This is a genomic window from Deinococcus aetherius (assembly GCF_025997855.1).
GTDB lineage: Bacteria > Deinococcota > Deinococci > Deinococcales > Deinococcaceae > Deinococcus > Deinococcus aetherius.
This window is the reverse complement of the sequence record NZ_AP026561.1, coordinates 30,867-54,087: the sequence shown is the minus strand read 5'-3', so window position 1 is coordinate 54,087 and position 23,221 is coordinate 30,867. Positions and strand designations below refer to the sequence as shown.

The 23,221-nt window shown below is 66.7% G+C and carries 15 protein-coding genes and 2 pseudogenes; 9 read left to right on the top strand and 8 right to left on the bottom strand.

Annotated features, from left to right (window positions below; translation table 11 throughout):
• Positions 1-200: 200 nt before the first annotated feature.
• Positions 201-3,350 carry a DNA polymerase III subunit alpha gene (dnaE, locus tag DAETH_RS16535; RefSeq protein WP_264777815.1) on the top strand — a complete coding sequence of 1,050 codons (3,150 nt, stop codon included), beginning with the start codon at positions 201-203 and terminating at the stop codon, positions 3,348-3,350.
• A 298-nt stretch (positions 3,351-3,648) separates the two neighbouring features.
• Here the strand turns inward: dnaE and DAETH_RS24560 are convergent, their stop codons facing one another.
• Complete coding sequence (locus DAETH_RS24560) at positions 3,649-4,926, bottom strand: tetratricopeptide repeat protein (RefSeq protein WP_319993755.1); 1,278 nt, start codon at positions 4,924-4,926, stop codon at positions 3,649-3,651.
• A gap of 83 nt (positions 4,927-5,009) precedes the next feature.
• A complete protein-coding gene (locus tag DAETH_RS16515; RefSeq protein WP_344870190.1) occupies positions 5,010-6,050 on the bottom strand; it encodes a S1C family serine protease in 1,041 nt (346 codons plus the stop codon).
• A gap of 870 nt (positions 6,051-6,920) precedes the next feature.
• Between DAETH_RS16515 and DAETH_RS16510 the strand changes: the two genes are divergently transcribed.
• Together DAETH_RS16510 and DAETH_RS16505 are read left to right on the top strand one after the other, a co-directional pair.
• On the top strand, positions 6,921-8,237 hold the full coding sequence (locus DAETH_RS16510; protein WP_264777813.1) for a WD40 repeat domain-containing protein: 1,317 nt from the start codon (positions 6,921-6,923) through the stop codon (positions 8,235-8,237).
• 759 nt (positions 8,238-8,996) lie between these two features.
• Positions 8,997-10,562 carry a hypothetical protein gene (locus DAETH_RS16505; RefSeq protein WP_264777812.1) on the top strand — a complete coding sequence of 522 codons (1,566 nt, stop codon included), beginning with the start codon at positions 8,997-8,999 and terminating at the stop codon, positions 10,560-10,562.
• A 112-nt stretch (positions 10,563-10,674) separates the two neighbouring features.
• Here DAETH_RS16505 and DAETH_RS16500 read toward each other — a convergent pair whose 3' ends face one another.
• Positions 10,675-10,878: a hypothetical protein gene (locus tag DAETH_RS16500; protein WP_264777811.1), complete on the bottom strand. Its 204-nt coding sequence runs from the start codon at positions 10,876-10,878 to the stop codon at positions 10,675-10,677.
• A 901-nt stretch (positions 10,879-11,779) separates the two neighbouring features.
• Between DAETH_RS16500 and DAETH_RS16495 the strand changes: the two genes are divergently transcribed.
• The 4 genes and pseudogenes from DAETH_RS16495 to DAETH_RS16480 form a co-directional block, all read left to right on the top strand.
• Positions 11,780-13,519 (top strand): DUF4209 domain-containing protein, encoded by a 1,740-nt coding sequence (locus DAETH_RS16495; RefSeq protein WP_264777810.1) that lies wholly within the window; start codon positions 11,780-11,782, stop codon positions 13,517-13,519.
• Between the two features lie 543 nt (positions 13,520-14,062).
• On the top strand, positions 14,063-14,686 hold the full coding sequence (locus DAETH_RS16490) for an SOS response-associated peptidase (protein ID WP_264777809.1): 624 nt from the start codon (positions 14,063-14,065) through the stop codon (positions 14,684-14,686).
• A gap of 568 nt (positions 14,687-15,254) precedes the next feature.
• Entirely contained in the window at positions 15,255-16,307 is a 1,053-nt protein-coding gene (locus DAETH_RS16485) for a tyrosine-type recombinase/integrase (RefSeq protein WP_264777808.1), read from the top strand.
• Positions 16,308-16,580: 273 nt separating this feature from the next.
• Positions 16,581-17,492: pseudogene (locus DAETH_RS16480) on the top strand (transposase); the annotation flags it as partial.
• Here DAETH_RS16480 and DAETH_RS16475 read toward each other — a convergent pair.
• From DAETH_RS16475 to DAETH_RS16460, 4 genes and pseudogenes are all read right to left on the bottom strand, one after another.
• Positions 17,483-17,797: pseudogene (locus DAETH_RS16475) on the bottom strand (tyrosine-type recombinase/integrase); the annotation flags it as partial. The pseudogenes DAETH_RS16480 and DAETH_RS16475 sit on opposite strands and share 10 nt — an antisense overlap.
• A gap of 208 nt (positions 17,798-18,005) precedes the next feature.
• Positions 18,006-18,626, bottom strand: coding sequence for a TMEM175 family protein (locus DAETH_RS16470; RefSeq protein WP_264777807.1), 621 nt, complete (start codon positions 18,624-18,626; stop codon positions 18,006-18,008).
• Between the two features lie 89 nt (positions 18,627-18,715).
• Entirely contained in the window at positions 18,716-18,952 is a 237-nt protein-coding gene (locus tag DAETH_RS16465) for a hypothetical protein (RefSeq protein WP_264777806.1), read from the bottom strand.
• Positions 18,953-19,011: 59 nt separating this feature from the next.
• Complete coding sequence (locus tag DAETH_RS16460) at positions 19,012-19,743, bottom strand: SDR family oxidoreductase (protein ID WP_264777805.1); 732 nt, start codon at positions 19,741-19,743, stop codon at positions 19,012-19,014.
• Positions 19,744-19,862: 119 nt separating this feature from the next.
• On the opposite strand from DAETH_RS16460, the gene DAETH_RS16455 reads away from it, so the two are divergent.
• Positions 19,863-20,444, top strand: a complete 582-nt coding sequence (locus DAETH_RS16455) for a TetR/AcrR family transcriptional regulator (RefSeq protein WP_264777804.1) — start codon at positions 19,863-19,865, stop codon at positions 20,442-20,444.
• Positions 20,445-20,629: 185 nt separating this feature from the next.
• Positions 20,630-22,162, top strand: a complete 1,533-nt coding sequence (locus tag DAETH_RS16450; RefSeq protein ID WP_264777803.1) for a cation:proton antiporter — start codon at positions 20,630-20,632, stop codon at positions 22,160-22,162.
• A 300-nt stretch (positions 22,163-22,462) separates the two neighbouring features.
• On the opposite strand, the gene DAETH_RS16445 is transcribed toward DAETH_RS16450, so the two are convergent.
• Complete coding sequence (locus DAETH_RS16445) at positions 22,463-23,212, bottom strand: SDR family NAD(P)-dependent oxidoreductase (protein ID WP_264777802.1); 750 nt, start codon at positions 23,210-23,212, stop codon at positions 22,463-22,465.
• Positions 23,213-23,221: the final 9 nt, after the last annotated feature.

Genomic DNA, 23,221 nt, shown 5'->3' with positions numbered 1-23,221 from the left:
TCGCGCAGGTTCCGCACGTCCCGCCAGGCCCGCCCCGACCAGACCGGCACTTGCCCGTCCCGATGCCTAAAGTGCAGCAGGCCCACCCGGGCCACCGCTTGTCCTGCCGGCCGGCTCAACCACGCGACATGGGTGCGTTTCACTCCGAATTGCCGTTTCAACACGTTCAGCAACGCCTCGCGCTCCTCCACCCCTGAATCATGCCCCGGTCCCTGTCCGCCTTGCTCACCTGCCAGAGTGCGTTCTCGCCCGGCCGCAGCACGGTCAGCCCCCGGCGACTGGTGCGGGTGGCCGCCGAGCGGGGCTTCGCCACAGTGGGCCTGGCGGACTGGTGCTCGGTTGCCGGCGCCGTCGAACTGAGCGAGGCTGCCCGGGAAGCGGGCCTGCAGGCGGTCGTCGGCGTGACCCTCCCGGTGCTGTTCCCCGCGGCGCCTCGATCACAGACGGCGACCGAGGCCTTTCCACTCGTCCTGCTGGCGAAATCGCGGGAAGGCTACGCCCGACTGTGCGAACTGATCACGCACCTGAATATGGAGAGCCCGGACGGGGTGCCCCTCGCGGTCCTGCAAGCGGTCGCCGCCCGGGGGCAGGGCCAGCTCACGTGCCTGACAGGAGGACGTGACGGGTTCCCGAGCCTCCTGGGCGAGCGCCAGGAGATCACGTGGGCGACAGAGTTGCTGCGGATGTTGCGCACCTGCTTTCCCTTCGACCTGTACGTGGGGCTGTACCACGGACAAGCCCCCAACGACCGCCGTCGGGTGAACTACCTGCGCGGCCTGGCCCGGGACCTCCACCTGCCGGTGGTGGCGGCGCCACAGGTGTGTCTGGCCGAGGCAGCCGACTATCCGCTGCTCGACGCCCTGATGTGTGCGCGTCTCGGCGTGGACACCCAGACGCCTCACGCTGCCAGGCCGCGCAATGACAGCGGGCATGTGGGGACGCCCCAGGGATGGGCCCAACGGTTGCCCTTCCCGGATGCCCTGCTCAACGCGGAGAAGTTGGCTCGGGAGTGCGCCCTGGACCTTCTGCCCGAACGGCTGCACGTCCCGGAACCCCTGCTCCAGCCGGCCCAAACCGCACAGGACCGGCTCGAGGAGCGTGTGTTCGCGGCGGTGGGAGAGAAGTACCCGTCCCACCGCGTGCTGGAGGTGGACACCCGCCTCCGGCAGGAACTGGCGACGGTGAGATCGCTCGACCTGGCGGGCTTTTTCCTCACGGCCGCCGAAATCGGCGACTACTGCCGCTCGCACGGCATCCTGGCCGCCGCACGGGGCTCGGCGGCGGGCTCGGTCCTGTGTTTCCTCCTGGGCCTCACCCTGTTCGATCCGCTCCAGCACGGGTTGCTGTTCGAGCGGTTCCTTCACACCGGGAAGACGGCCATGCCGGACGTGGACATCGATATCGCGAGTGCCCGGCGCGACCAGGTGTTGGCGTGGGTGGAGGAGCGCTGGGGGCTGGATGGCTCAGGGCAGGCAATGGTCGCCAACCGGGTGACCTACCGGCTCCCCAGCGCGATCCAGGACCTGGGGCGCGCTCTCGGCCTCCCCGAGGAGCTGCGCACCCGCCTGACCCACGCCCTGGGGCGGGACCACGCCCACCTGCGGCCCCACCGGGCCCGGGAGGCGGAGCGGGTGTTCACGGAAGTCCTCGGGGAGGCCCCAGTCAAGGAGACGCTGTTGCGGCTTCTGACGCGAATGGAGCCACGCCTGGTCCGACACCTCGCGCCCCACTCCGGGGGTGTGGTGCTGAGTGCCACGCCTCTGACCCACTACAGTCCCCTGACCCGCAGTTCGGGGGGCATTCGCATGCTCACCGTGGACAAGGACGATTCGGAACGCCTGGGCCTGATCAAGCTCGATCTCCTGGGGCTGCGGCTGTTGGGCGCCCTGGAGCGGGCGAGGGAAGAAGTGCTGCGCCTCACCGGGGAGTGGACCGAGTTCGGCGAGTTGCCGGACGATCCCCGGGTGTGGGAGAGCATCGGTCAGGGCGACACGATGGCCCTGTTTCAGATCGAGTCCCCCGCCCAACTCCAACTCGCCGCGCGGCTGCAACCGAAGAACCTGGTGCAACTGGCACACCAGATCGCCCTGATTCGCCCGGGCCCCATCCAGTCCGACAGCGTGCACCCGTATGTTCGGCGGGCCAGGGGGGAGGAGCCGGTCCCGGAGTGGCCCGAGCCGCTGGGCACGATTCTGGCCCCGACCCTGGGGGTGCTGCTGTTTCAGGAGCAGATTCTCAGGATCGCGGTCAGGTTCGCGGGGTACGCCTGGGGGCAGGCGGACCGGTTTCGCGGCGACCTGAGCCGGGCAGAGGACGAGGAGGAGCTGGCCCGGCTGCGCGAGCCCTTCGTGCGCGGGGCGGTGGAGACGTGTGGAGTCTCGCCCGCGCTGGCCCTGGAGGTGTTCAACCTGTGCGCGAAGTTCAGGGGGTACGGTTTTGCCGAGTCGCACAGCCATGCGTTCGCGGGGCACTGCTATGCGGGGGCGTGGCTGCGCCTGCACCACCCCGCCGCCTACCTAGCGGGGGTGCTCACGGAGTCCCCCGGCATGTGGCCGCGCGACACCCTGGCGCGGGAGGCCCGGCGCTGGGGGGTGCGGTTGGCCCCCGCCTGCATCAACCGGAGCGGGGTGAGCTATCGCGCGGAGACGGCGCGAGTCGTCCGGGTGCCACTGACCGCCGTCGAGGGCGTCAGCGTGGAGACGGCCCGTCGGATCGTGCAGGAACGGCTGGTGGGGGGGAAGTTTGCGGGCGTCGAGGACTTCTACGACCGGGTGGAGGTGCAACGGGACGTGCTGGAGACCCTGGCGAAGGCGAGCACGTTCGACGCGGTGGACGCCCGGCGCAACCGGCGCGAGACCTTCTTCGTGCTGCAAACGGTCGCCCACGCCCGGCCGTCCGGCACCCGGGGCCTGCTGTCCGTGTCGGTCACGTCGCCCAAGTTGCCCGAACTCTCCCCGGAGGAGGTGGTGCGACTCGATCTGGAGACGAAGCGGGTCACGGAGACGGGCCGACACCCCTTGGACGCGCACCGGGGCCGCTTGCGGGACCTGGGGTGCGTGCCGATCGGGGCGTTGCGGCACGGGCAGATGGTCTGGACGGCGGGGTCGGTGATCGCGCGGCAAAAACCCCCGACGGCGCGGGGGTACGCCTTCTTCGTGTTGGAGGACCGCTCGGGGCGGGTGCAGGCGGTGATCTCCCCGAAGGTGTGGGCGGCGCACCGGCAACTGCTGCGGGACGCGGCGGCGCTGATCGTTCAGGGGGAGGCCAACGTGCGGGGCCGGGCGGTGACCCTCAGGGTGGATCGGCTGTGTGAGTTGCCCGTGGGTTCCCGGTCGAACGCGGCGGATTAAGCCAGTGAGTGCTCGTTCATGCGGGGGGCAGGGGAGCGTCTCCTTGGCCGCGTGCCCTGCCCGGAGGGTGGCCGTCCTGGTCCCAGCTTCCCAGCGGCTGAACCCCTGCCTGGGCCGCAGCACTTGGCGCCTGCTGGCCTCGCTCGTCGGGCCATCCAAACTTGTCAAACCTGCCTCGACCTGGGACCCACGTGGGTCGTCTACGCGGTGTGGGCCAGTGAGGGAGGTCGTGCGGCCGTCGGCGGCGATGGCGTAGGCGTACAGCCGGTCCCGCTTTCCCAAGAGCAACGCAGGTGGGTCAGCGCGTGACGCCACCGCTCAGGCTCTCCAACTTCCATTGCGCTTCCAGATGCCCCCTTTCCGCAGCCTTTCGGTACCAATGAAGGGCTTGCGCGTCATCCTGCTTCACCCCGAGACCAAGCTCATACAAGACGCCGAGGTTGTAATACGTCTCCACATTCCCCTGAGCGGCAGCTTTACGGTAGAGGGACAGGGCCTTGCCGTAGTCACGCGGCACGCCCCGTCCGTGGTGGTACAGAAAGCCGAGATTGTTCTGCGCCCCGGCATGACCTTGTTCCGCAGCCTTTCGAAACCACTCGACGGCCACGGCATCGTCTTGCTTCACGCCGTGCCCCGACAGGTAGATGACACCCAGGTTGTAATACCCCTCGACTGAGCCTTGAGCTGCGGCCTGGCGAAACCAACCCCGGGCCTGAGTGTAGTCCTGCTTCACGCCCACGCCCAACGCGTACATCAGGCCGAGGTTGTTCTGGGCCTCCCCATAGCCCTGCGCCGCCGCCTTGCGGTACCAGGTCAGCGCCTGCACCACATCCCGCTGCACACCCCGGCCGCGCTCATACAGGACACCGAGATTGTTCTGCCCACCCGCGTGCCCCTGACTCGCGGCGTCGCGGAACCACTTCAAGGCCTGGTGATCATCCTGCCTGACGCCCCGGCCATGCACGTACAAGAGCCCCAGGTTGTTCTGGGCTTCCGCATAGCCCTGTTCAGCGGCTTTGCGGTACCACTCGGCGGCCTTGGCCTCGTCGCGTGGTACACCGCGCCCTCGCTCGTACATCGCCCCGACGTTGTTCTGTGCCGCCGAGTCGCCCTGCCCGGCGGCTTTGCGGTACCACGCCAGGGCCTGGGCGTCGTCGCGCGGCACACCCCACCCGTTCTCGTACAGGACGCCGAGGTTGTTCTGAGCGACCGCCTCACCTTGCTCGGCCGCCTTGCGGTACCACAGCGCCGCCTGCGCGTAATCCTGTTTGACCCCGAGGCCCCGCTCATACAGGTTGCCCAGGTTGTTCTGGGCGGCCGCCTCCCCCTGGGCGGCGGCCTTGCGGTACCAGTTCAGCGCCTGGGCGAAGTCTTGCCGCACGCCTTGCCCCTGGTCGTAGAGGTACCCCAGCCAGAACTGGGCCGCCGCATCCCCCTTCTTCGCGGGCAGCTCAAACTCCTGAAAGGCCTGCCGGTACTCGCCCTGGTCGTACAGGGCTATCCCCTCGGCGACACCCGCTCTGGTCGTGCCCGCGAGGAGCAGGCTGAGCAGCCAGGTGATTCGAAAGACGTTCATGGACTTCCTCCCTCCCGATAGGCGCTAACCCCTGCCGAGGCGGACCTCCCCAGATTGCAAACGGTCCCAACTCCCACCGGGGTTCAATTCCCCGCCTGAGCTCGTGCAACCAGCGTCAGCTTGACCTCCAGCGGCCTGCCTGCTCGCAAAACCGTCAGTGTGATGACCTCGCCTGGCTGGTAGCGGTAGACGGCAGAGAGGAAGTCGGAGAAGTTCACGACCCGCTGGCCGTTCACGGCTGTCACGATGTCACCCGCCGTACGCTTCCCCTTCCGGTCGAATTGGAGCGGTTGCAGTCCAGCCCGCGCGGCTGGACTGCCGGGAGCAACCTGCGTAAAGAAGGCGCCTGGCGTAGTGCCCAGGTCGAGCTTCGAGCGTTGGCTGAACTCCACGAACTTCTCCGCAGGCAGCGCATACGCCTCGGTCGCCAGTGGAGGAAGGAGCTTCAAGTCCACCCCACTGCTCGGCGCGTCCCGTTTCACACCCCGGCGAAGCTCCGCTAGGCGTGCATCGTTCTGCATGAGCGGTACGGCGTAAGCGGTCACGCGACGGCTCTGGCCTCCACTGACTGCAAGGAAACTCACCACGCCGACGACCTCACCGCGTGCGGTGATGATCGGTCCGCCACCGTCCCCCGGCAGAATCTGCGTGTCCAGTTGCATAACGCTCGCCGGGAAGTCCGGGCGCCCCGAGGTTGTTTCGAGAGTGGTGACGCGACCCGTCTTGGCCTGGAGAAACTCGCCGTTCCCGTTGCCGATGGTGAGGGTCAACTCCCCAACGGTTGGCCGGACGGTGGCGAGTGGCAAAGAGGGCAGGCTGGCAGGTAGGTTCACGTGCAGCAGGGCAAGATCAGCTCGGTCGTCGTAGCCAACCACCTCTACTGGGTAGCGTTTCTTGTCGAGGGTGAGGGCGCTGAGGTTCTTCGCACCGAAGATCACGTGATAGGCACTGACCACGTATCCATTCCCAATGTGGAAGGCCGTCCCCACTCTGTTTGGAACGCTGCAACCGTCGGAGGGGCAGTCCTCAATGCGTACGACAGCCGGGCGCAGCTTCGGTTCCAGAGCGTACAGGCTAGTTCTGGTCTGAGCGAAGGATCTGACGGGTGCGGCACCTTGCAACATCCCCAGAACATTGAGCCCAGAGCCGTTTGGTGCCGGAGCTGCCAAGGCCGTGGGGCTGGAGAGAGAAAGAGTCAGGGCAAGGAGAGGGGGGAGAGCAGGTCGGGGCACCTCTCCATCATGCTCAGGAGACCCCGACGGATCCTTGATACATCAGGGATCACCCGCTCACTCTTGAGCCGCTAAAGTCACAAGTACCTGCACGCTGACCGCCTGTCTACCTTTCTAACAGGGTTCAGGGACCCCGACCAGCAGTACCCCGCTTTGATGACCAGGACCTAGATACCCACGTCGAGCGCGTCCGGCAGGCTGGCCGCTCCGCTGTCGAGGCGGGCCGCGCTGACGTGCGAGTACACCTGCGTGGTAGCGGGCAATGCTGGCGTACGCCAGCAGTTCGCGGACCTCCTCAAGCCGGCGTCCCGCACGAGCAACGCGGTCGCGTACGCGTGCCGGCCACGTATGCGGGCTGCACGGCTCCGGGGCCAACCCAGCGTGGGCACCGAGGCGCTGCATCACCGCCTCGACGGTGCGGGCCGGGAAGGGCCGCCCTCCCCCAGCGTGCTCAATACATCAGGGCCAGGCGGGTCACCCTGAATCCGGTGGACCTTGAGCCGCTGGTTCACCGCTTCACCCCAGCGGGTGAGGGCCCTCCCAGACGAGAGCGCAGGTGTGCTGATGCGGACGCGAGGCACCCAAGACCAGCTTCTAGCCCCATCCGCCGGTGAGGAGGCTCCTCACCCCGGTGAAGTGGAGGCAATCACCCCACCTAAGGTCTGTGTGCCCTTACCCTGGGCTTGACGAACCCTTGAGGTGCCGGGGGAAGGCACCTCAACTTCGTCCCCGCCACGCCTCCCAACCCCACAGACTCTGAGGATGAAACGCACGCTGGCCCTGCTGGCCCTCACCCTCCTCCCCATTGCGTCCGGACAGGACTCACCACCTCCCCAATTTGGGCGATCCCTGCGCCTCCCAGAAAACGCGTACGAGCGCACCCACACGGCCCGGCTCCTCGACTTTCCTCTGCCGCGCGAAGGAGTGCGGCTGCGCTCGCTCACCCCCGTGGGCGCTGACTACCTCAAGGCCGTCTTCACCGACGCCCCGGCCCGCTTCGGGTACCGCTGCACGGGAGAACAGGACGTCACCCTACTGCCCGGCACCGCCGACGACGCGCAGGCCTTCCAGGCCCAACTGCTGGGGCGCCCTGGAACGCAGCCCCTCTCACAGACGGCCCGGGAAACGCTCCTCAGCGTGGGCGGCAACGTCTTCGCGAGCTTCAGCCAGTACGGTGGTGTGCTGTACCTCAGCGCCTGCCGGGCCAGCCGTGACTTCACCGCCCTGAAGACGCTCACAGGACACCTCGAAGGTTACGTGGGCGGGACACCCTTCGTGGTCACCGGGGACCTCGCCGGACGACTCACCTGGTGCACGGGCGCGCCCGCCCCCCTGCGGACCTTGCCCGCCTTCACCGGCAGTCTGCTCACCCTGGATGTCAGTCCAGACGGTACGCGCGTCGCGGCCGGGGGCTGGGACACCCAACCCGCGGTAAAGGTCTACGACGCCGCGAGCGGCGCGCTCCTGCAAACGTTGCGCCTCAAGCATGGTCCGGTGGCCATCACGTTCTCGGGCGACGCCAAGACGGTGTTGGTCCTCGACGGCAACCGCACGTACACCTGGTTCGACATCACCAGCAGCCGGGCGCTCAACACCTGGAGCAATCCCTCCCTCCTGACGCCCAACTTGCTGGGTGGGGGCGACCACCTGTTTCTGGAATGGACGGCGACCGGACCACTCCGTGTCTACGACGCCCAGAAGGGCCGTCCGGCTTTCTCGCTGCGCAACTTCAACCTCTCCGACCGGACCTTCACCCCCGATGGACAGTGGCTGGTGACCGCCGACAAGAACGGCATCCTGAGTGCGTTCAGCACCCGGGACGGCAAACCGGGCCCGACCACCACCTTGGGTGTCGTGGTGGGTGCTGGGCTGATGCCGGGTCAGCGTGGCCCCGAAGTCATTGCGTTGCTCCGTCAGACAGCGGAAGGTCGACCGTCCCGCATCGTGACTTCAGCGTGGAAGGTCGGTGAAGCCATGCTGACACCGCGCGGCATGACGGAACACCGGAACGCGAACGCCATCGTCATGGACCAGGCCAGGCTGGCTCCGGCCAGCCTCCCGCCGTGTCGGTCGCGTTGACTCGGGATTCCGCCCACGGGACGGCGGACAGGCGAAGACGCTGGGTAGTCCAGCTTGTCCCACCCACTTGGCCGGTCCTCCTCACCCGCTGGTTCACCGTTGGCCCTGGGGTCTCGTTCACATGGAGTTCCGCCCTCTGCTTAAGGGCACCCTGCCTCCGCCAGCTTGGGAGAGCGTTCACGGGGCTGGAGGGGAGCGGGCCAGGTGTTCGCTGCTCCGCGGGCCTCTTCTGCCCTGGTTCGGGAGGAGCACCTTGAGCCAGGCTTTCCTCCCCCCGGGCCCATCCGGACGACCAGAGCAGCACCGGTACGCGAGCCTGCCAGCACCATGTGACCGACCAACTCAAGCCGCCCCCGCCCTGCACAGTGTCCATCTCCATCAACTTCGCTCGTGAGCCAGGAATCCGCGCGCTCTCGGCCAGACCATGTCCAAACACCCGTCTCTCCTGCCCGGCGTGAGACACGTCGGTCCTCTCTTGAGGTGACCTTCACCCAGTTCGGAATGAACGCCCTCTTGGGTCTGTGGCGGGTGCTGGGAATGCGCTTTCGCCTCGAGGGCGCCGAGTACCGCTGCACGGTGAGTTGAGGGGAGTGGTCTCACGTGCCCGTGGCGGCTGGAGGGACTGAGGGACGGGTCCTGGAGAGGTGGCCGTGTTGAAGGCGCAGGACCACCGGCTGATCGTCACTACCTGAACTTCACCCCAGCCCATCATGGACGACTTCGAGAACCGCCGCATCCTTACTTGCGTACTCTTCAGTCATGAGCGACGCCATCAACTGGCCGGAACTATTCATCGGCGTCGCGCTGGGCAGCGGCGTTCAAGCGCTCCAAAATCAGCAGAAACGCTGGCGGCAGCGTCAGGCAATCCCCCGGCATCTCCGCACTCGTCTTCAGGAGTGTCTGGGATCAAGTGAGCAGGTGCAACACATCCTCAAGGCGTTAGAAGAGGCCCGCAAGCCACGGCCCTGGTCAGATTTCAATACCGTCACCGAGATTCGCACCCTGGTCGAGGTAGCTCTGCCCGCCCCCAGTAGCCCGTACCATTCCCTGCAGCTCGAACGTGAGCTCGTGGTCGCCATCATCTTCGAAGCGATTCAGGTCAGCGCGGCCACAAGCCAGGCCGAAGGACTGAATCACTCCCTGGAACACGGCGAGCACATGGCTCAACTGGCCCCCTCACTGCACCGCGTCTTGAGCGATTACCGCGAGCGAGTACGCCATCCTTTGCGCATGGCGGGGCAGGACATTTCGGCCATCGCGGCCGCTGCTGGCCAGCCGCAGCTCAAGCTCACCTATGACGCTAGGGGCCAAGTCTCGGCACAGGATCTCCGGCTCTCTCTCAACCTTGTGGGTGAAAACGCCCTGCGAATGCTGGCGTGGATGCAGGGCGGCGTGGATGCTCCCCGAACCCTCCAGCTCACACCGGCCCAGGGGAAGATCGGTTTCACCACGGGTCACGCTGCTCTTGAAGAGGTTCTGCACATTCAAGGTGACCCCGAGTCGCTCATCCTCCAGAGACCAATCGCGACGATGCAGGTCCGCTGCAAAATCACGCAGGGACCAACCATTAAACATGTCGATGGCACGTTGACCTACGATGCCGACACGCAAGAGATGGTCCTCCGGCTTGGCTCGGAGCAACTGAACGTCAGTTTTCACATTCATCGACCTCTTGAGAGCCTGCCGCCGAAAATGCAGCTCAGCTGGGTCATTCGGGATGACGGGCTAGTCTTCACTGGGGGAGAGGTGCGTTGGCTAGATCTACTCCTGCTGATCTTGCGTGAAGACACACAGGTAGCAATTACGGGATACACAACTTCCGCTGGTGAGGACGAAAAGTTGCCCGAGGCGTCCAATCTTTTGAAAGTAACTGGGGTGGACGATATAGGTGACGTGATTAATCATCTCAGGATCCACCGTGCTCTGGCTCGGGTCGTGCAGTACATCGAGGAGGCGGGATACGACCCGGTGCACCTGCCTCTTCCAGATGCTCTAAGCGACTTTGACGCCTTTGTACTGGGGCAGATGGACCAACTGCTGCAAGGCAACTATCAGCCGAGCGTGGCCGGTGAGGTGGCGACCGATAACCCGGAAACAGCGGCCCTTCTCCAGGAGGAGCCAGTGCCCGACCGCTTTGCCCAGTACACGCGGTTTACAGTCGGCCCATACAAAGTGGTCGCCGAGCAGCCCCTGAAGGGCCTGGTTGCTCAGATTCGACAGCGGGACGGCATAACGAGCCGGTTCCACTTGACCGCCACGGGTGACGTCCCACGGTTTTATGTTCATCTGGCAAACCCAGATACTGCTGCTGAGGCGTCGTCATAGGCCATGTTGATCAAGACGACGCCCGGGTCGCCGTTCTTGACGGTGAACGGAGCCGTGTAGCCGCACGTCGAGTTGGCGGTATGCACCCATCCGGAGGCGGTTCTACCCGCCCTCAGGTCGGCGCCTCAGTGCGGTCCAGGTAGACCTGAATCAGGCGGTGGTAGGGCAGCGGGGCCTCGACGCACGGCCATTGCACCTTCAGGAACTCGCGTATGGGCCGGGCGCGCAGGTTGCCACAGTGTGACCGCACCAGCCAGGGCAGCACATCCAGGGGCGGAACGCGGTCAGTGAAGGCCGCATCCTTGCTGACGATCACCTGAGCGAGCCGGGCGGCGTAAGCCTACAGTTCCAGGTCCGTGGGGTTCTCCTCCCACTCCTTGGCGTGGACCACCCGCACAGTCAGATCGAAGCCCGCCCTCAGCCTGGGGAAAAGTTTTCGTCCAGCAGGTAGCTATCGGGCTTCAAGCAGTCTTCTCAACGGTGAACAGGTGGGCGAGCAGACGGGAGGAGAACGCCAGACCGGCCAGCACGTCCTCCCGCGTCAGGGTCGGGTGCTCCTCCAGCACGTTCTCGAGGCCGCCAGGAACTCGAGGATCGGCTGGGCTGTGTTGCGCGTGCCGCACACGGTCCTACGGCCAGCCATTGCCCGCGCTGGCGAACCCGCTGCCCGCCAGTCTGGTGGGCCATCTTCCCGAGCTGGGCGACGGTGGCGTCCATGACCAGAGCCTGGCGCCGGCGCAGGCCACCCCTCAGCCCAGCATCCTGATCGGGACGGTCTTCCTGAACGATAAGGGGAACCTCCGATTCTTGACGAGCGCCGCCGATCGGGAACGCTCCGCACAGGCCTCGCCCTGGGCCTCGAGCGCTTCTGACGGGACGCCGCGCTGGGCCGGGCGGGAGAGGAGGGCGAGCTCCTTTCCGCCCGCCCTCCTCCCGGCGCGGCGGCTGGGCGGGAAGGCCCGCTTGAGTCTCAAGAGCGTCCACACGTCCTGACTCCTCGGCGGGCAACGCCCTGCGTCGGAAAACACTGCCATATCCAACCCATAGTGCGCGATAGGGATGATGCGGAACACCCAGTGCGGCCATGCTGTCTTTGGCGCACAGCCGAGGCCGGAATACCCGCGACGAGTGAGGAGATCCGCCAGTCACATGCCCAGCCGTGTCCAGCCGTGGTCATTTGAGTGACGGTCCAGGTTAAGAGTCAGTACCGTGAGGTCATGGGGACCTACGACACCCTAAACACCCGGCTGCCACCAGACGCCTCCATGGCGGAGGTCAGGAGCCTCCTGCATGAACTGGAAGCCCGGAGCGTGGCTCTGGAGACCCGCCAAGTGTACGCCACGATCGGGAGCGTCGCCCGCCTGACGCTGCTTCCGGACGAACGACAATCTCCGTTTTTCGTCGGCCTGGACTACCGGCCGGATGGCAACGCCCGGCGAGGGCAGTACAACGATGAGGAGCTAAAGATCTTGCGCGAGGCGGCCACGCAGGTGCAACACGCGGGGTTGGCGGCCCGGCTCGCCGACATCCTGTGGCTTCTGGTGAGAGAGGCCCCGTTTGCCCGTCAGGCGATCACTGCTTATGTAGATTACGCGCGGGCGCGGGACCACGTGGAACTCGTGAACGACGATCCTCAGGACGCCACCGACAGCTTGCGCCGGGCGGCCAGTCTGGCGCAGCAAACGGGGAAGAAGTCACCCCTTCTGGACGACGTGTTGCAGGCGGTTGAGCGTACGCTTGCCCAGCACCGGGACGACGATCAGCAGGGTCGGTATAGCCACGCCCTGCTCAAGGTGCTGTTCAGGCTGAAACGGGGCGACCTCAGGGTTCTGGCGGAACAGGCCGAAGACCTGGCCCGCCGCTGCGAAGGCCTGGCGAACTGGTCGATGGCCAGGACGCACTGGGATACGGCTGCACTCTTCCATAACCGCGCGGGCCAGCCGGACCAGAGCAAGGCGGCCAAGCTCGCGGCCGCCGAGGCCTTCGTTCAGTACGCTCGAGGGTTCATCCGGCCGGGCTCGCCTCCCTTTCTGGCGGTCAAGGAACTCATGCGGGCCGTGCAGCTGCTGCGGGACGCCGGGGCGACACGCGAACGGGTGCAAGAGGTCTTGCGGGAGATTCGCTCCCTTCAGGGAGAGGAAGACCGGTTCATGAGGGCGTTCCCCGTTGAGGTACCTGCGCCGCTGGTCCGTGACCACCAGCGGGCCGGGCAGGATCAGGTGACGGGCCTGACGTTCACGGGCGCACTCCAGCAACTGACCCGCATCGCCGCCCTGCCGCCGATGGCGGCCCTGCGGAAAGCGGCCCTGGACGCGTTGAAGACCACGGTGGTTCAGCACCTCGCCACCATCACCCTGGGCGACCACGCGGGGCGCCAGCAGGTCACGCTGAACAGCGAGGAGGAGTACCTGGCTTTCCAGATGAGCCGGCAGGCCGCCAACGCCCGCTTGCTGGCGGTCATCTCCCTGGATGCCGCCGTGGCTCAGGTGCGCCAGGAGCATTCCATCGGCCCCCAGGACCTGGCGTTCATCGTGGCGAGCAACGTCCGGCTCCCCGCCGGGCATGCGGCCAGTGTGCAGCGGGGCCTCCGGTATGGCCTGGCGGGTGACTTCCTGGCCGCGATTCCGATGCTGCTGCCCCAGCTAGAGGCCGGCCTCAGGCACATGCTGAACACCGAGGGTGTCGAGACCACCGGCCTGGATACATCCGGCGTTCAGCAGGAACACAACCTGAACACCTTCCTGACGGACGAAAAATACACTCGGCCGCTTGAGCGTGTTCTGGGCGAAGCCTTCGTCTACGACTTGCGGACGTTGTTGGTGGAGAAGGTCGGCGAGAACCTGCGCAATACCAGTGCCCACGGCCTCGCGCTGGACGGACAACTGGAGGATATCCCGGCCCGCTACACCTGGGCGCTCATCCTGCGTTTTTTCCTGGGCGGTGTGCAGCGGCCGTGATGGAGGTGGCCTGACATCCCAAGGAAAGGGAGGCCCGCCCGCAAATTCTGTGACGAAGCCGAGTACCGCGCCTGGCTCATCTCTCTGGTTGAAGCTGGGAACACGAAGATCCTGATGGTCCCCGCCGTCCTAACCGTCAAACGCGGCATCCGGTGGTTTGCCCCTGGCGTTCCTTCCATCCACCAGGGCGAGCGGCTGGGGGGCCGATGGCTCTGGCAAAGCTACCGCCTGTTGATCGTCGCGGCGCTTAAAGCCGCGGACATACGCTTGGTCGAGGACGTGCCCTGGCGCAGCCGGGGGCTCTTCAGTCGGGCTTAGCGGAACACAAATTTCACGCCAGCCAGCCTACACCTCTCGTTCTCTATACCCACCCCACACCTCTCAGAACGATTCCGAGGCCCCTTCCTGGCCCTCCTGAGAGGACACATGAAAAACGTCGTTCAGCACAGGGAAAATTTTGACGGTATTTCACTAATGCAGAAGCGTTCTTTCTTGGTTATGTTTTAAGCGTAAAATGGGGGCAGCTTCTCAGGGAGATGTGTCATGTGCAACCGCGCTGAAGACCAGTTCGCCCCACATGCCCGGCAGGACCTGGAGCGCCTGTTCGGCGACATTTTTACCTGGCCCGAGCCGCGGGAGCGGATCAACCCCACGGACCCGCTCCTGGCGGTTCGGGTCCAGGACGACGGCTACGCCGCCGTACCGCTCCGTTGGGGGCTCATCCCCCCAGGGAAGACCTCTGAGGACCTGAAGCGCCTCACCACGACCAACGCCCGCGTGGAGACCCTAAGTGAGAAACCGACCTTTCGGGGTGCATTCCTGGAGGGTCGGCGCTGCATCGTGCCGCTGAGCGCGTTCTTTGAGCCCGATGCCGCTCGCACGCCGAAGCGCGGGGAGCGCAAGCGCTGGCACCGCGTGCATCGCCCGGACCACCGACCCCTCCTCGCTGCCGGGCTGTGGGAAGTCACGGTCACGCCGGACGGCCCGCTCGAGAGCGTCACCGTCGTCACCCGCGAGCCCGTCCCTGATCTGGACGTGCATGACCGCATGCTGGCCCTGCTGTTGTCTCAAGACCTCGACGCCTGGTTGCGCGGCACCCCGCAGGAGGCCCTGGAGGCAGCCATGACCAGTTGGCCCTCCGGCCTGCTCGTGCAGACCACGGCGTAACGCTGTGCCTGGGCTTGACCCTGAAGCCTCGGCCCAGCCGCTTCAACCGTTCATGCCGGGCTTCCACACCTGAATTAGGACCCGTTCCTGCTTAGCTCAGCAGTACGCGTGAGGGCACAAGCGGGGGGCAGGGGCGCGTCTACGTGTCCGCGTGCCCCTGCCCGTCCAATGGCCGTCGTAGTCCCGGCTTCCCGGCGGCTGAGCCCCCTGCGTGGGCCACGTCTCCCGGCGGCCTCGGACTCTGGTGCCTCAGCCTGCGCCAGCACAGCCTCGCCCGTCAACACGCCCGACGGCGGACCCCCGCCTCAGCCACACACCTCCCGACTCGGACACGCCACACTGGCCGCCTCATAAGCAAGCCGCGCCTCCTGTACATCGCGCATCTCTACGCCCTGCGCCCCGACCGCCCTTGATCTACAACGGTGAGCGCCACCATCGTCTGCCACGGATGAATGGCCGCTCGTCCAGGGATGGAGGCGAGGTAGTTTGGATGCCCGAGAGGGCGCCTCGACATCCGAGCCTCTTCGATACTTACGTTTAGAACACTAAACGTAAGTATCATGGGCGGGTGAGCCTCGTCCTCGCCTCGAAGTGGAGTCAGCCGGAGAACCGCCGTCGCGAAGCGTTGAGGGCAGCCCAGAGCCAGGACGCTGACGCGCTGCTCGACCTGCTGAGCCACCACCTGCGGGTCAAGTCACGGCGGGCGGGTGGCGTCAGCCCTCAGACCTTGCGGAATTACGGGGTGGCCGTGCGTGACTTCCTGGCCTTTACCGGACCCCCCGAGGCCCCCCGGCTGAGCGTGCAGAACCTGACGCCTGACGACCTCGAAGCGTACATCATCCACACCCGGGAACGCCTGCGTCAGGACGGGAAGAAAACCGGACTGACGCTGGGCAGCGTGGCAACGTACCTGTATGGGGTTCGGGCGTTGTACCGTGCCCTCGTCTGGGCAGGGGCCGTGCGCGAGAATCCTACCCAGGGAGTCGCGGCGCCCCGAGACCCCACGCCCGCCCACGCGAAGAGGCGGGCCCTGCCCCCCGCGCAGTACCGCGCTCTCCTCGCCGCACCGGACGGGCAGCCAGACCCGGCCACCGCCGCGCGGGACCGGGCGATCCTGGTGCTGGGAGCGACGCTCGGCTTGCGGGCACAGGAGATCGTCGACCTGCAGGTCGGGGACGTCCGGCTCGGCCTGCGCGAGGTGCATGTCACCCATGGCAAGGGGGGCAAGGCTCGGCGCATCCCTTTGCCTCCGGCGGCGGGGCAGGTGTTGGCCGCGTGGCTCCAGATGCGGCAGGCCCTGGTGCTGGCGGGCGACCTTCCCCAGGATCAATTGACCCTGATCGTCTCGTTCCACCGGGGGAACCTGGGGGGAAAGCTGACGACGGCGGGATTGCGGAGCATCGTGAACGGGTACTTCCAGCGTCTTGGGCTGCCGCCGGACATGTGGGGAGCGCACACCTTGCGGCGGACTGCGGGGACGCGGCTGTACCGGGCGACGCGGGACCTGCACGTGGTCTCGGACGTGCTGGGGCATGCCAGCGTGACGACGAGCGCGATCTACGCCAAGCTCGATGCGGACGTACGGCTTGAGGCGCTCTCGGCCGCCGAACAGGCCGATTGAGCCGACCCCGGGGTGTATCAGGCAGAGACTTCCCTTGCGTCCAGGGCGATAGGCATGTCGTTCCAATTCGGTTCCCTCCAAGAGAGGGAGTTGATGAATGCTGACGTGTACCACACGATGGTCGCTAATCGACTCTGTTGAAGTCAGAGTCAAACTTCGTGGTGCGACGGCAAGGGAGCGACCGGACCACGGCGAAAGAAGCGGTAGGGTTAGGCTCATTTCTTGCACCTGAATAGGTAGCCAAAGCGCGCTCCCAGACGCGAGAAAGGGGGTGTGTGGAACCTCAAGCTTCGCGGGGAGCGCGCCCGTATTCTGGCAGACGCACTTCTCTGTGTCCCCAACAGTCCGTATCAGCAGCGCAGCCTCCAGGCTGCGCTGGGGCTCTTTCTCGACCTGAAGACGAAAAAGGCGCTGCACCGGGCCCACACAGTCAGTGCCAGTGCGCTCAGTCGCTTGCTGAACGCGTACGAGTGGGACACAGCAGCTTGCTGGACGACGCTGGTCCAGGCTCAATGGGACGCCCTGCTGCTCGCCGCCCGCCGCACACACCACCCTCGCTTACGGCTGTGTGTGGACCTGACCCGCGTCCCGTTTTCGGGACGCGACCTGCCCTTCGTTCGTGTGCAGGGCGAGGTTTACGGCATTCATCTGGTCGTGCTGTACGCGGTGTACGAGGACCTGAAGTTCCCGGTGGGGTATCGGGTGTATCGGGGGAAGGGGACCCCTTCCCCCGTTCGTCTCGCCCTGGACCTGCTGGCGACTCTGCCCGCCGAAGTCAGCCGCCGCTTTGACGTGTGCGTCCTGGCAGACAGCGGCTTCGAGTCCGCCGCCTTCCTTCAGGGCGTGCGGGACCTGGGTTTCGAGTTCGTGGTGGGGGTCCGTTCCACTCGACGCACCGACCATCCCGGGCACGTCACGGTGGAGGATTGTAAACACGGGAGCTGGGTGAACCTCGCCAACTGGCCGTGGGACACGCTCACCCTGGCCCGGGTGGACCGAGGGGAGCGCACCTTTTTCTCCGTCGCCTCCCAACTGCTCCCGGGCGACTTGGTCGCCCGGGAAGGAGCACGGCGCTGGGCCATCGAGTCTTTTTTCAAAGAGGCCAAGCACGGCTTCGGGCTGAATCGCTTCGCCTTCCCGGCCCGACGCGCCACGTCCCGGACAACCAGTTGGATCGCGCGGGTGCTATAGCGATCATGCCGGTTGCTCTCGAACACGTATCCGGTGCGGCGCCCTCCGAGATGGGTCCGCAGTTCCTGGGCCAACATCGGCAGGATCGGTACGCACCCGTTGCTGCCCCCCTTGGCATGAGCGATGTGCACCTGGGGCGGGTCCAGCCCCAGGTGCAAGTCCTCAACGCGCAGGTTCACGAACTCGGACACCCGTGCTCCCGTGTAGAACAGCGTTTTGACCATCAGGCCCGAGCTGCTGTTCCGGCGGTACGCCGTTTCGATCAGGCGCTCGATCTCCTCCTGGCCGAGCCGATCCACGGTACGCCGCCTCTCTTTGGGAGCAGCGAGCCGAAGTTCGCGGCGTACATCCTCGATCACATGTTTGGTCTGGTCGGCGTGCTCCGCCTCAGCGGTGTGCACCACCACTGCGCGGGGCGGTCGTGCTCCGACTCGGTGACGCCGGTGACAGAAGCGTGGGCCCCAAGTTCATTGCTTGACGCTGGACCAGGAGCCGGCAGACCGTGGTTCAGGGGCCGGTGCGCTCCCTGACCGGGTGACCGAACTGGGGAAGGGCCAGCCACACCCACATCGCCGCGACCGACACGAACGACACCAGTGGGCTGAGCAGGGCCAAGGCCGCGCAAGCCAGGCACCACGGAATCGACCACGCCGACTTGACCCGGATATCGAGCAGGGCGGCAGCCCCCTGTGGGTACTCGGCCAGCACGGCCTGCACCAGGCCGCGGTGCGTCAGGGCAGCGAACAGGTTGGCCAGGGCGTAGAACGCGGCGGCGGCGCTGGCTGATTCCGAGCGCAGGTATTCGGCGACCACGGACGTCGGGAAGGGCAGAAAGGAGATGTTCAGCAGGAACAGGCCGTTGACGAGCATCACCCTCAACGACACCTGCCCCACCTGCGCCATCACGAGGTTGTGACCGATCCAGGCCACCAAGATGGTGGAGAACGTGAGCGTGTAGGCCAGGTACGACGGCCAGAGGGCACCGAGCCCCGCCCACAGCGCCGCCGGGCGGGCATGTTCGCCAATCTGCGGGGCCCGGATCTCCAGCACCAGCAGCGTGATGACGATGGCGAATACACCGTCGCTGAAAAACTCCAGCCGGCTGGCACTGCTCAAAGGTAGGGCCACGAGAACCTCCTGAACCGCACTCCACCTGCACCGCCTCGTTCTTCAGGTCGGCGAGACCGCGCTTCCGCTCCCCGGTGAGCCGCGTCACCTTAAGGCGAGGGGGGGGTGCTCCATGCGGGGGTGGCGGTTTCGCCCTGCGCGGCGTTTGAAACTGTTTCCCACGCCTCCCAGGTAGCGAGTCGCTCGGCGTAGGCGGCGCGCGAGATGGGCAGGGTCTCGCTGCCGAGGATCAGGCGCAACGGCGGCTCGGGTGCGTCCACGAGTTCCAGGACGGCCTGCGCGGTCGCCTGGGGATCACCGCGTTTCACGTCTCTGATGTTCGCCATCACCTGCGTCCGCAAAGGAGCCGAAATCAGCCATCGGGAAGTTGAAGCGTTGTGGGCGCTCAGCGGTGCATGGGCATTCCGGCCTCGGCGGGTTCCTGAATGGCGGCTTCCAGAATCTGCCGCGCCACGTCCTCCGCCGAATCCGGCTGGCGCATCACCTCGGCCTGCTCACTTGTCGGGCGCGGGCCGTCGCCGGGGTTGCTGCGCCGGGCGTTCGCACCGAAGTCGGTGGCGGTCAGGCCGGGGTGAAAGAGGACGACCCGGATGTTGTCCGCCGCCAGCTCGTTCCGGGCCGTCAGCGTCAGGCCGTTGAGGGCGTACTTGGTGGAGGCGTAGGCCCCGATGCCGGGAATCGCCATCTTGCTGACGTTGCTGCTGATGTTGATGATGACGCCGCCACCCTGCTCGCGCATGCCCGGAACGACCGCCTGCATGGCGTGCAGCGGGCCGAGCAGGTTCAGCTCGATGATCTGGCGGTAGTGATCGGGATTGACGGTGGCGACCGCACCCACCGCCGCCTGACCTGCGTTATTGATCAGGATATCGACCTGGCCGAAACGCTGCCGGGCCGCCTTGATGAGCGCCTGCACCTGCGCCTGATCGGTCATGTCGGTCGGCACGGTCAGCGTTTCGGTGCCATCCGGCAGCCCGGCGGCCACCGCGTCCAACTTGTTCGCCGACCGCGCCGCGAGAACCAACTTTGCGCCCGCCTCCGCGAAGACCTGCGCCGTCGCCGCGCCGATGCCCATTGAAGCCCCGGTGATGATGACCACTTTTCCTTGCACGTCCATGTGTGTTCTCCTTCGCCGCTGTCCAAGACGCGCTTCTCCGGGTATCCTAAGAAACGGAACGGCGTACCACTAAAATATGGGACATGGTTCCGTTTGTCAACTAAGAGGAGAAGGACAGGATGACCGACATCAATGAACCGACGCCAACCGCGACGCCCAAACGGGCGGACGCCCGGCGCAATGAACAGACGCTGCTCGACGCCGCCGCCGCCCTCTTCGTCACCTCCGGCGTGGAGGTGCCGGTGCGTGACATCGCCGCCAAGGCGGGTGTGGGGACAGGCACCATCTACCGGCACTTCCCGACCCGCGCCGACCTCATCATCGCGGTCTACCGCCATCAGGTGGAGGGCTGCGCCGAGGCTGGTCCCGCCCTGCTGTCCAGCAGCGCCAGCCCTTACGCCGCCCTGCGGCAGTGGACTGGGCTGTTCGTCGATTTCCTCACCACCAAGCACGGGCTCGCCGCCGTGCTGCGAACGGACAACGATGAGTTCAAGGCGCTGCACGCCTATTTCCTCGGCCGCCTGGTGCCGGTGTGTACGGCGCTGCTGAGCGCCGCCGTGGAGGCCGGTGAAGTTCGCTCAGACATTGAGGCCCAGGAATTGATGCGTGGCGTGGGCAGCCTCTGCATCGGCGCCAGTGATCCACACTACAACGCCCGCCGCATGGTTGACCTGCTCATCAACGGACTGCGGCACGGGTGAGCGGGCACGGCTGAAATCAGGGCATTGACGTCCTCCATCGCTATGTTGGCTCACTTCAGGCCCACCACGGCCCGCAGCGCCCCCGCATCCGGCGTCCACGCCACCATCGCCAGACCGGGCCGCGCGTGGGGTCAGCCACGAAAGTCGTGCCCGACCTGCACGCCCGCCCGTGGGAGGCCCTGGCCATGCTGATCTTTGAAACCCTGCTCGGGCTGCTGCTGGGCGCGGCCATGCTGTCGATGGTCGCCCGGCGGCTGAACATTCCCTATCCGACCCTGCTGGCGGTGGGGGGCACGCTGGTCGCCTTTCTGCCGGGCGCGCCCCGCGTGACCCTGCCGCCCGAGCTGATCCTGGCCCTGTTCGTGGCCCCGGTGCTGCTGGACGCCGCCGCCGACACCTCGCTGCGCGACCTGCGCGCCAACGCGGGGGCCGTGGGGTCGCTCGTCGTGGTGGCGGTGGGCCTGACGACCGTGGCCGTGGCCGTGACCGCCCGGCTTCTCCTGCCCGAGTTTCCGTGGGCCGCCGCCATCGCGCTCGGGGCGCTGGTCGCGCCGCCCGACGCCGTGGCGGCGCTGGCGGTGCTGCGGCAGGTCAACCCGCCCTTTCGGCTGCGCAAGGTGCTGGAGGGCGAGAGCCTGCTCAACGACGCCTCGGCGCTGCTGATCTATACGCTGGCGGTCGGGGCCGTGGCGAGCGGCAGCTTCTCGCTGCTGGGTGCGCTGCCCACCTTTGGCCTCGTGGTCTTTGGCAGCGCCCTCGTCGGCTGGGCGCTGGCCTGGCCGGTCGGGCGGCTGATCGAGCGCATCGACGACGCGCCGACCTCGGTCATCTTTCAGTTCGGGCTGACCTTTGCCCTGTGGCTGCTGGCCGAGAGATTGGGCCTGTCGCCCGTGGTGACCACCGTGGTCTTCGGGCTCACCGCCGGGCGCGGCCCGGGGCTCGCGGCGCGGCTGCGGGTTCCGAGTTTCGCCGTGTGGGACGCCGTGACCTTCGTGCTCAACGTGCTGGCCTTTACCCTGATCGGCCTGCAACTGGGGCCCATCCTCGACGCGCTGAGCGGGGCCGACCTGCGGCGCTCGCTGGGGGCAGCCCTCATCATCCTGGCGGTGGTGGTCACCGTGCGGCTCGTCTGGGCGCTGGTTTACGGGGTCGTGCGGTCTCGGAAGCGTTCCGCCGCCGGGGGGGACGCCTCTGCCCCGCCGACCGCCGCCGGTGGCCTGGTGATCGGCTGGTCGGGGATGCGCGGCATCGTGACGTTGGCGACGGCCCTGGCGCTGCCGGAGGGCTTTCCCGAGCGCAACTTCATCCAGCTCACCGCCTTCGTCGTGGTGCTGGGCACGCTGGTCATCCAGGGCCTGACGCTGCGCCCACTGCTGCTGTGGCTGCGCCTGCCGCCCGACACGACCGTGGAGCGCGAGCTGCGCCTGGCACGGGCCATGGCACTCAAGGCGGCCCTCCACTCCCTGGACGGCGACGACTCCGAGGCCGCACAGCGCCTGCGGTTGGAGTACAGAGAAGGCCTGGGCCAGCTCCGCGGGGGCGGGGACCCGCACAACTCGCCCGACAACGTGCTGCGCCACGGGGTCGTGGCCGCCAGCCGCCGTGCCCTGAGCGAGTTGCGCCGCAGCGGCCAGATCGGCGACGATGCCTACCACCTCGTCGAGACTGAACTGGACTGGCTGGAACTCAGCGCCGGGCCCGGCGCAGCGCCGGCGTGAGGGAAGGGCGGGGATTGGGTTGGGCCCCCCTGCTCCGGGGAGCGCAGCCAGGGATGCGGGGCCCAACCTCTGACTCCGGGCGCAGCAGATGGCGCTTCACAACCTCGGGTGCGAGGGGAGGAGAAGGGTCAGAACAAAGCGGAAGCTCCGGTAGGCCTCCCCAAGAGCTTCCGCCGCGTCAGGACACGGTGACCCACCTGTTCACGCTGGTGTACGTCTACGTCGATGATTATTTGCAGAGCGCTGCGGGTCTGTCCCAGTCTGTCTGAAGGAGCCGACAATCCTGGGATCAGGACGGAGTCACCACGGGAACGGGCCGTCCGGACCCGAGAATGTGCCTGTCGGACCGTCGGCATCGAGGGCGACGCGCACAGGTTGACGCGCTCCCTGCTCGACCGTCTCCGTCCCCGAGAAGTTGTTGAGGGCGGTCGCGGTGAAGCCCGGACTCACGGCGTTGACCTTGATGCCGGTCGATTCGAGTTCGATGGCGAAGGCGAGTGTGACCGCGTTGAGGGCAGTCTTCGAGGCCGTGTAGACGACGCCGAACCCGGCGCGGTACGGAAAACCTGGATCCGCGTTCAAGGTGAGCGAGCCGGCACCGCTCGACACGTTGACGATGCGTCCGGCCGGCGCTTCGCGCAGGAGCGGCAGCATGGCCGGCGTGACGGCGATGACCCCGAAGACGTTCGTCTCGAACACCGCGCGCACGTCGTCGAGTGACGCGGTGCTGGGACGGTTGGACCGGAGGATCTCTTCCATCGGCGTGCCCGCCGGGCCTGCATGTGAAATGGCCGCGTTGTTCACGAGCACGTCGAGGCGTCCGAACTCCGTGCGGATACGCTCCGCCGCCGCCGTGATGGAGGCATGATCCGTCACGTCGAGCTGAATGGCGTGCGCGGCTTCCCCGATGCTCTGCGCGGCCACCTCCCCCTTCCCAAAGTCCCGTGAGCCCACGAGCACGGTGAAGTTGTGTGCGGCGAGGTCTTTGGCGACCTGAAGGCCGATCCCTTGATTGGCACCGGTGATCAGGGCGACGGGCTGATCTGACATGGTGATCCC

Bases quoted from the DNA above. Each gene is read 5' to 3' on its own strand.
- DAETH_RS16505 (WP_264777812.1), top strand. From the start codon at position 8,997: ATGAGCGACGCCATCAACTGGCCGGAACTATTCATCGGCGTCGCGCTG.
- DAETH_RS16445 (WP_264777802.1), bottom strand. From the start codon at position 23,212: ATGTCAGATCAGCCCGTCGCCCTGATCACCGGTGCCAATCAAGGGATC.
- DAETH_RS16510 (WP_264777813.1), top strand. From the start codon at position 6,921: ATGAAACGCACGCTGGCCCTGCTGGCCCTCACCCTCCTCCCCATTGCG.
- DAETH_RS24560 (WP_319993755.1), bottom strand. From the start codon at position 4,926: ATGAACGTCTTTCGAATCACCTGGCTGCTCAGCCTGCTCCTCGCGGGC.
- DAETH_RS16465 (WP_264777806.1), bottom strand. From the start codon at position 18,952: ATGGCGAACATCAGAGACGTGAAACGCGGTGATCCCCAGGCGACCGCG.
- DAETH_RS16490 (WP_264777809.1), top strand. From the start codon at position 14,063: ATGTGCAACCGCGCTGAAGACCAGTTCGCCCCACATGCCCGGCAGGAC.
- DAETH_RS16460 (WP_264777805.1), bottom strand. From the start codon at position 19,743: ATGGACGTGCAAGGAAAAGTGGTCATCATCACCGGGGCTTCAATGGGC.
- DAETH_RS16515 (WP_344870190.1), bottom strand. From the start codon at position 6,050: ATGTTGCAAGGTGCCGCACCCGTCAGATCCTTCGCTCAGACCAGAACT.
- dnaE (WP_264777815.1), top strand. From the start codon at position 201: ATGCCCCGGTCCCTGTCCGCCTTGCTCACCTGCCAGAGTGCGTTCTCG.
- DAETH_RS16495 (WP_264777810.1), top strand. From the start codon at position 11,780: ATGGGGACCTACGACACCCTAAACACCCGGCTGCCACCAGACGCCTCC.
- DAETH_RS16450 (WP_264777803.1), top strand. From the start codon at position 20,630: ATGCTGATCTTTGAAACCCTGCTCGGGCTGCTGCTGGGCGCGGCCATG.
- DAETH_RS16455 (WP_264777804.1), top strand. From the start codon at position 19,863: ATGACCGACATCAATGAACCGACGCCAACCGCGACGCCCAAACGGGCG.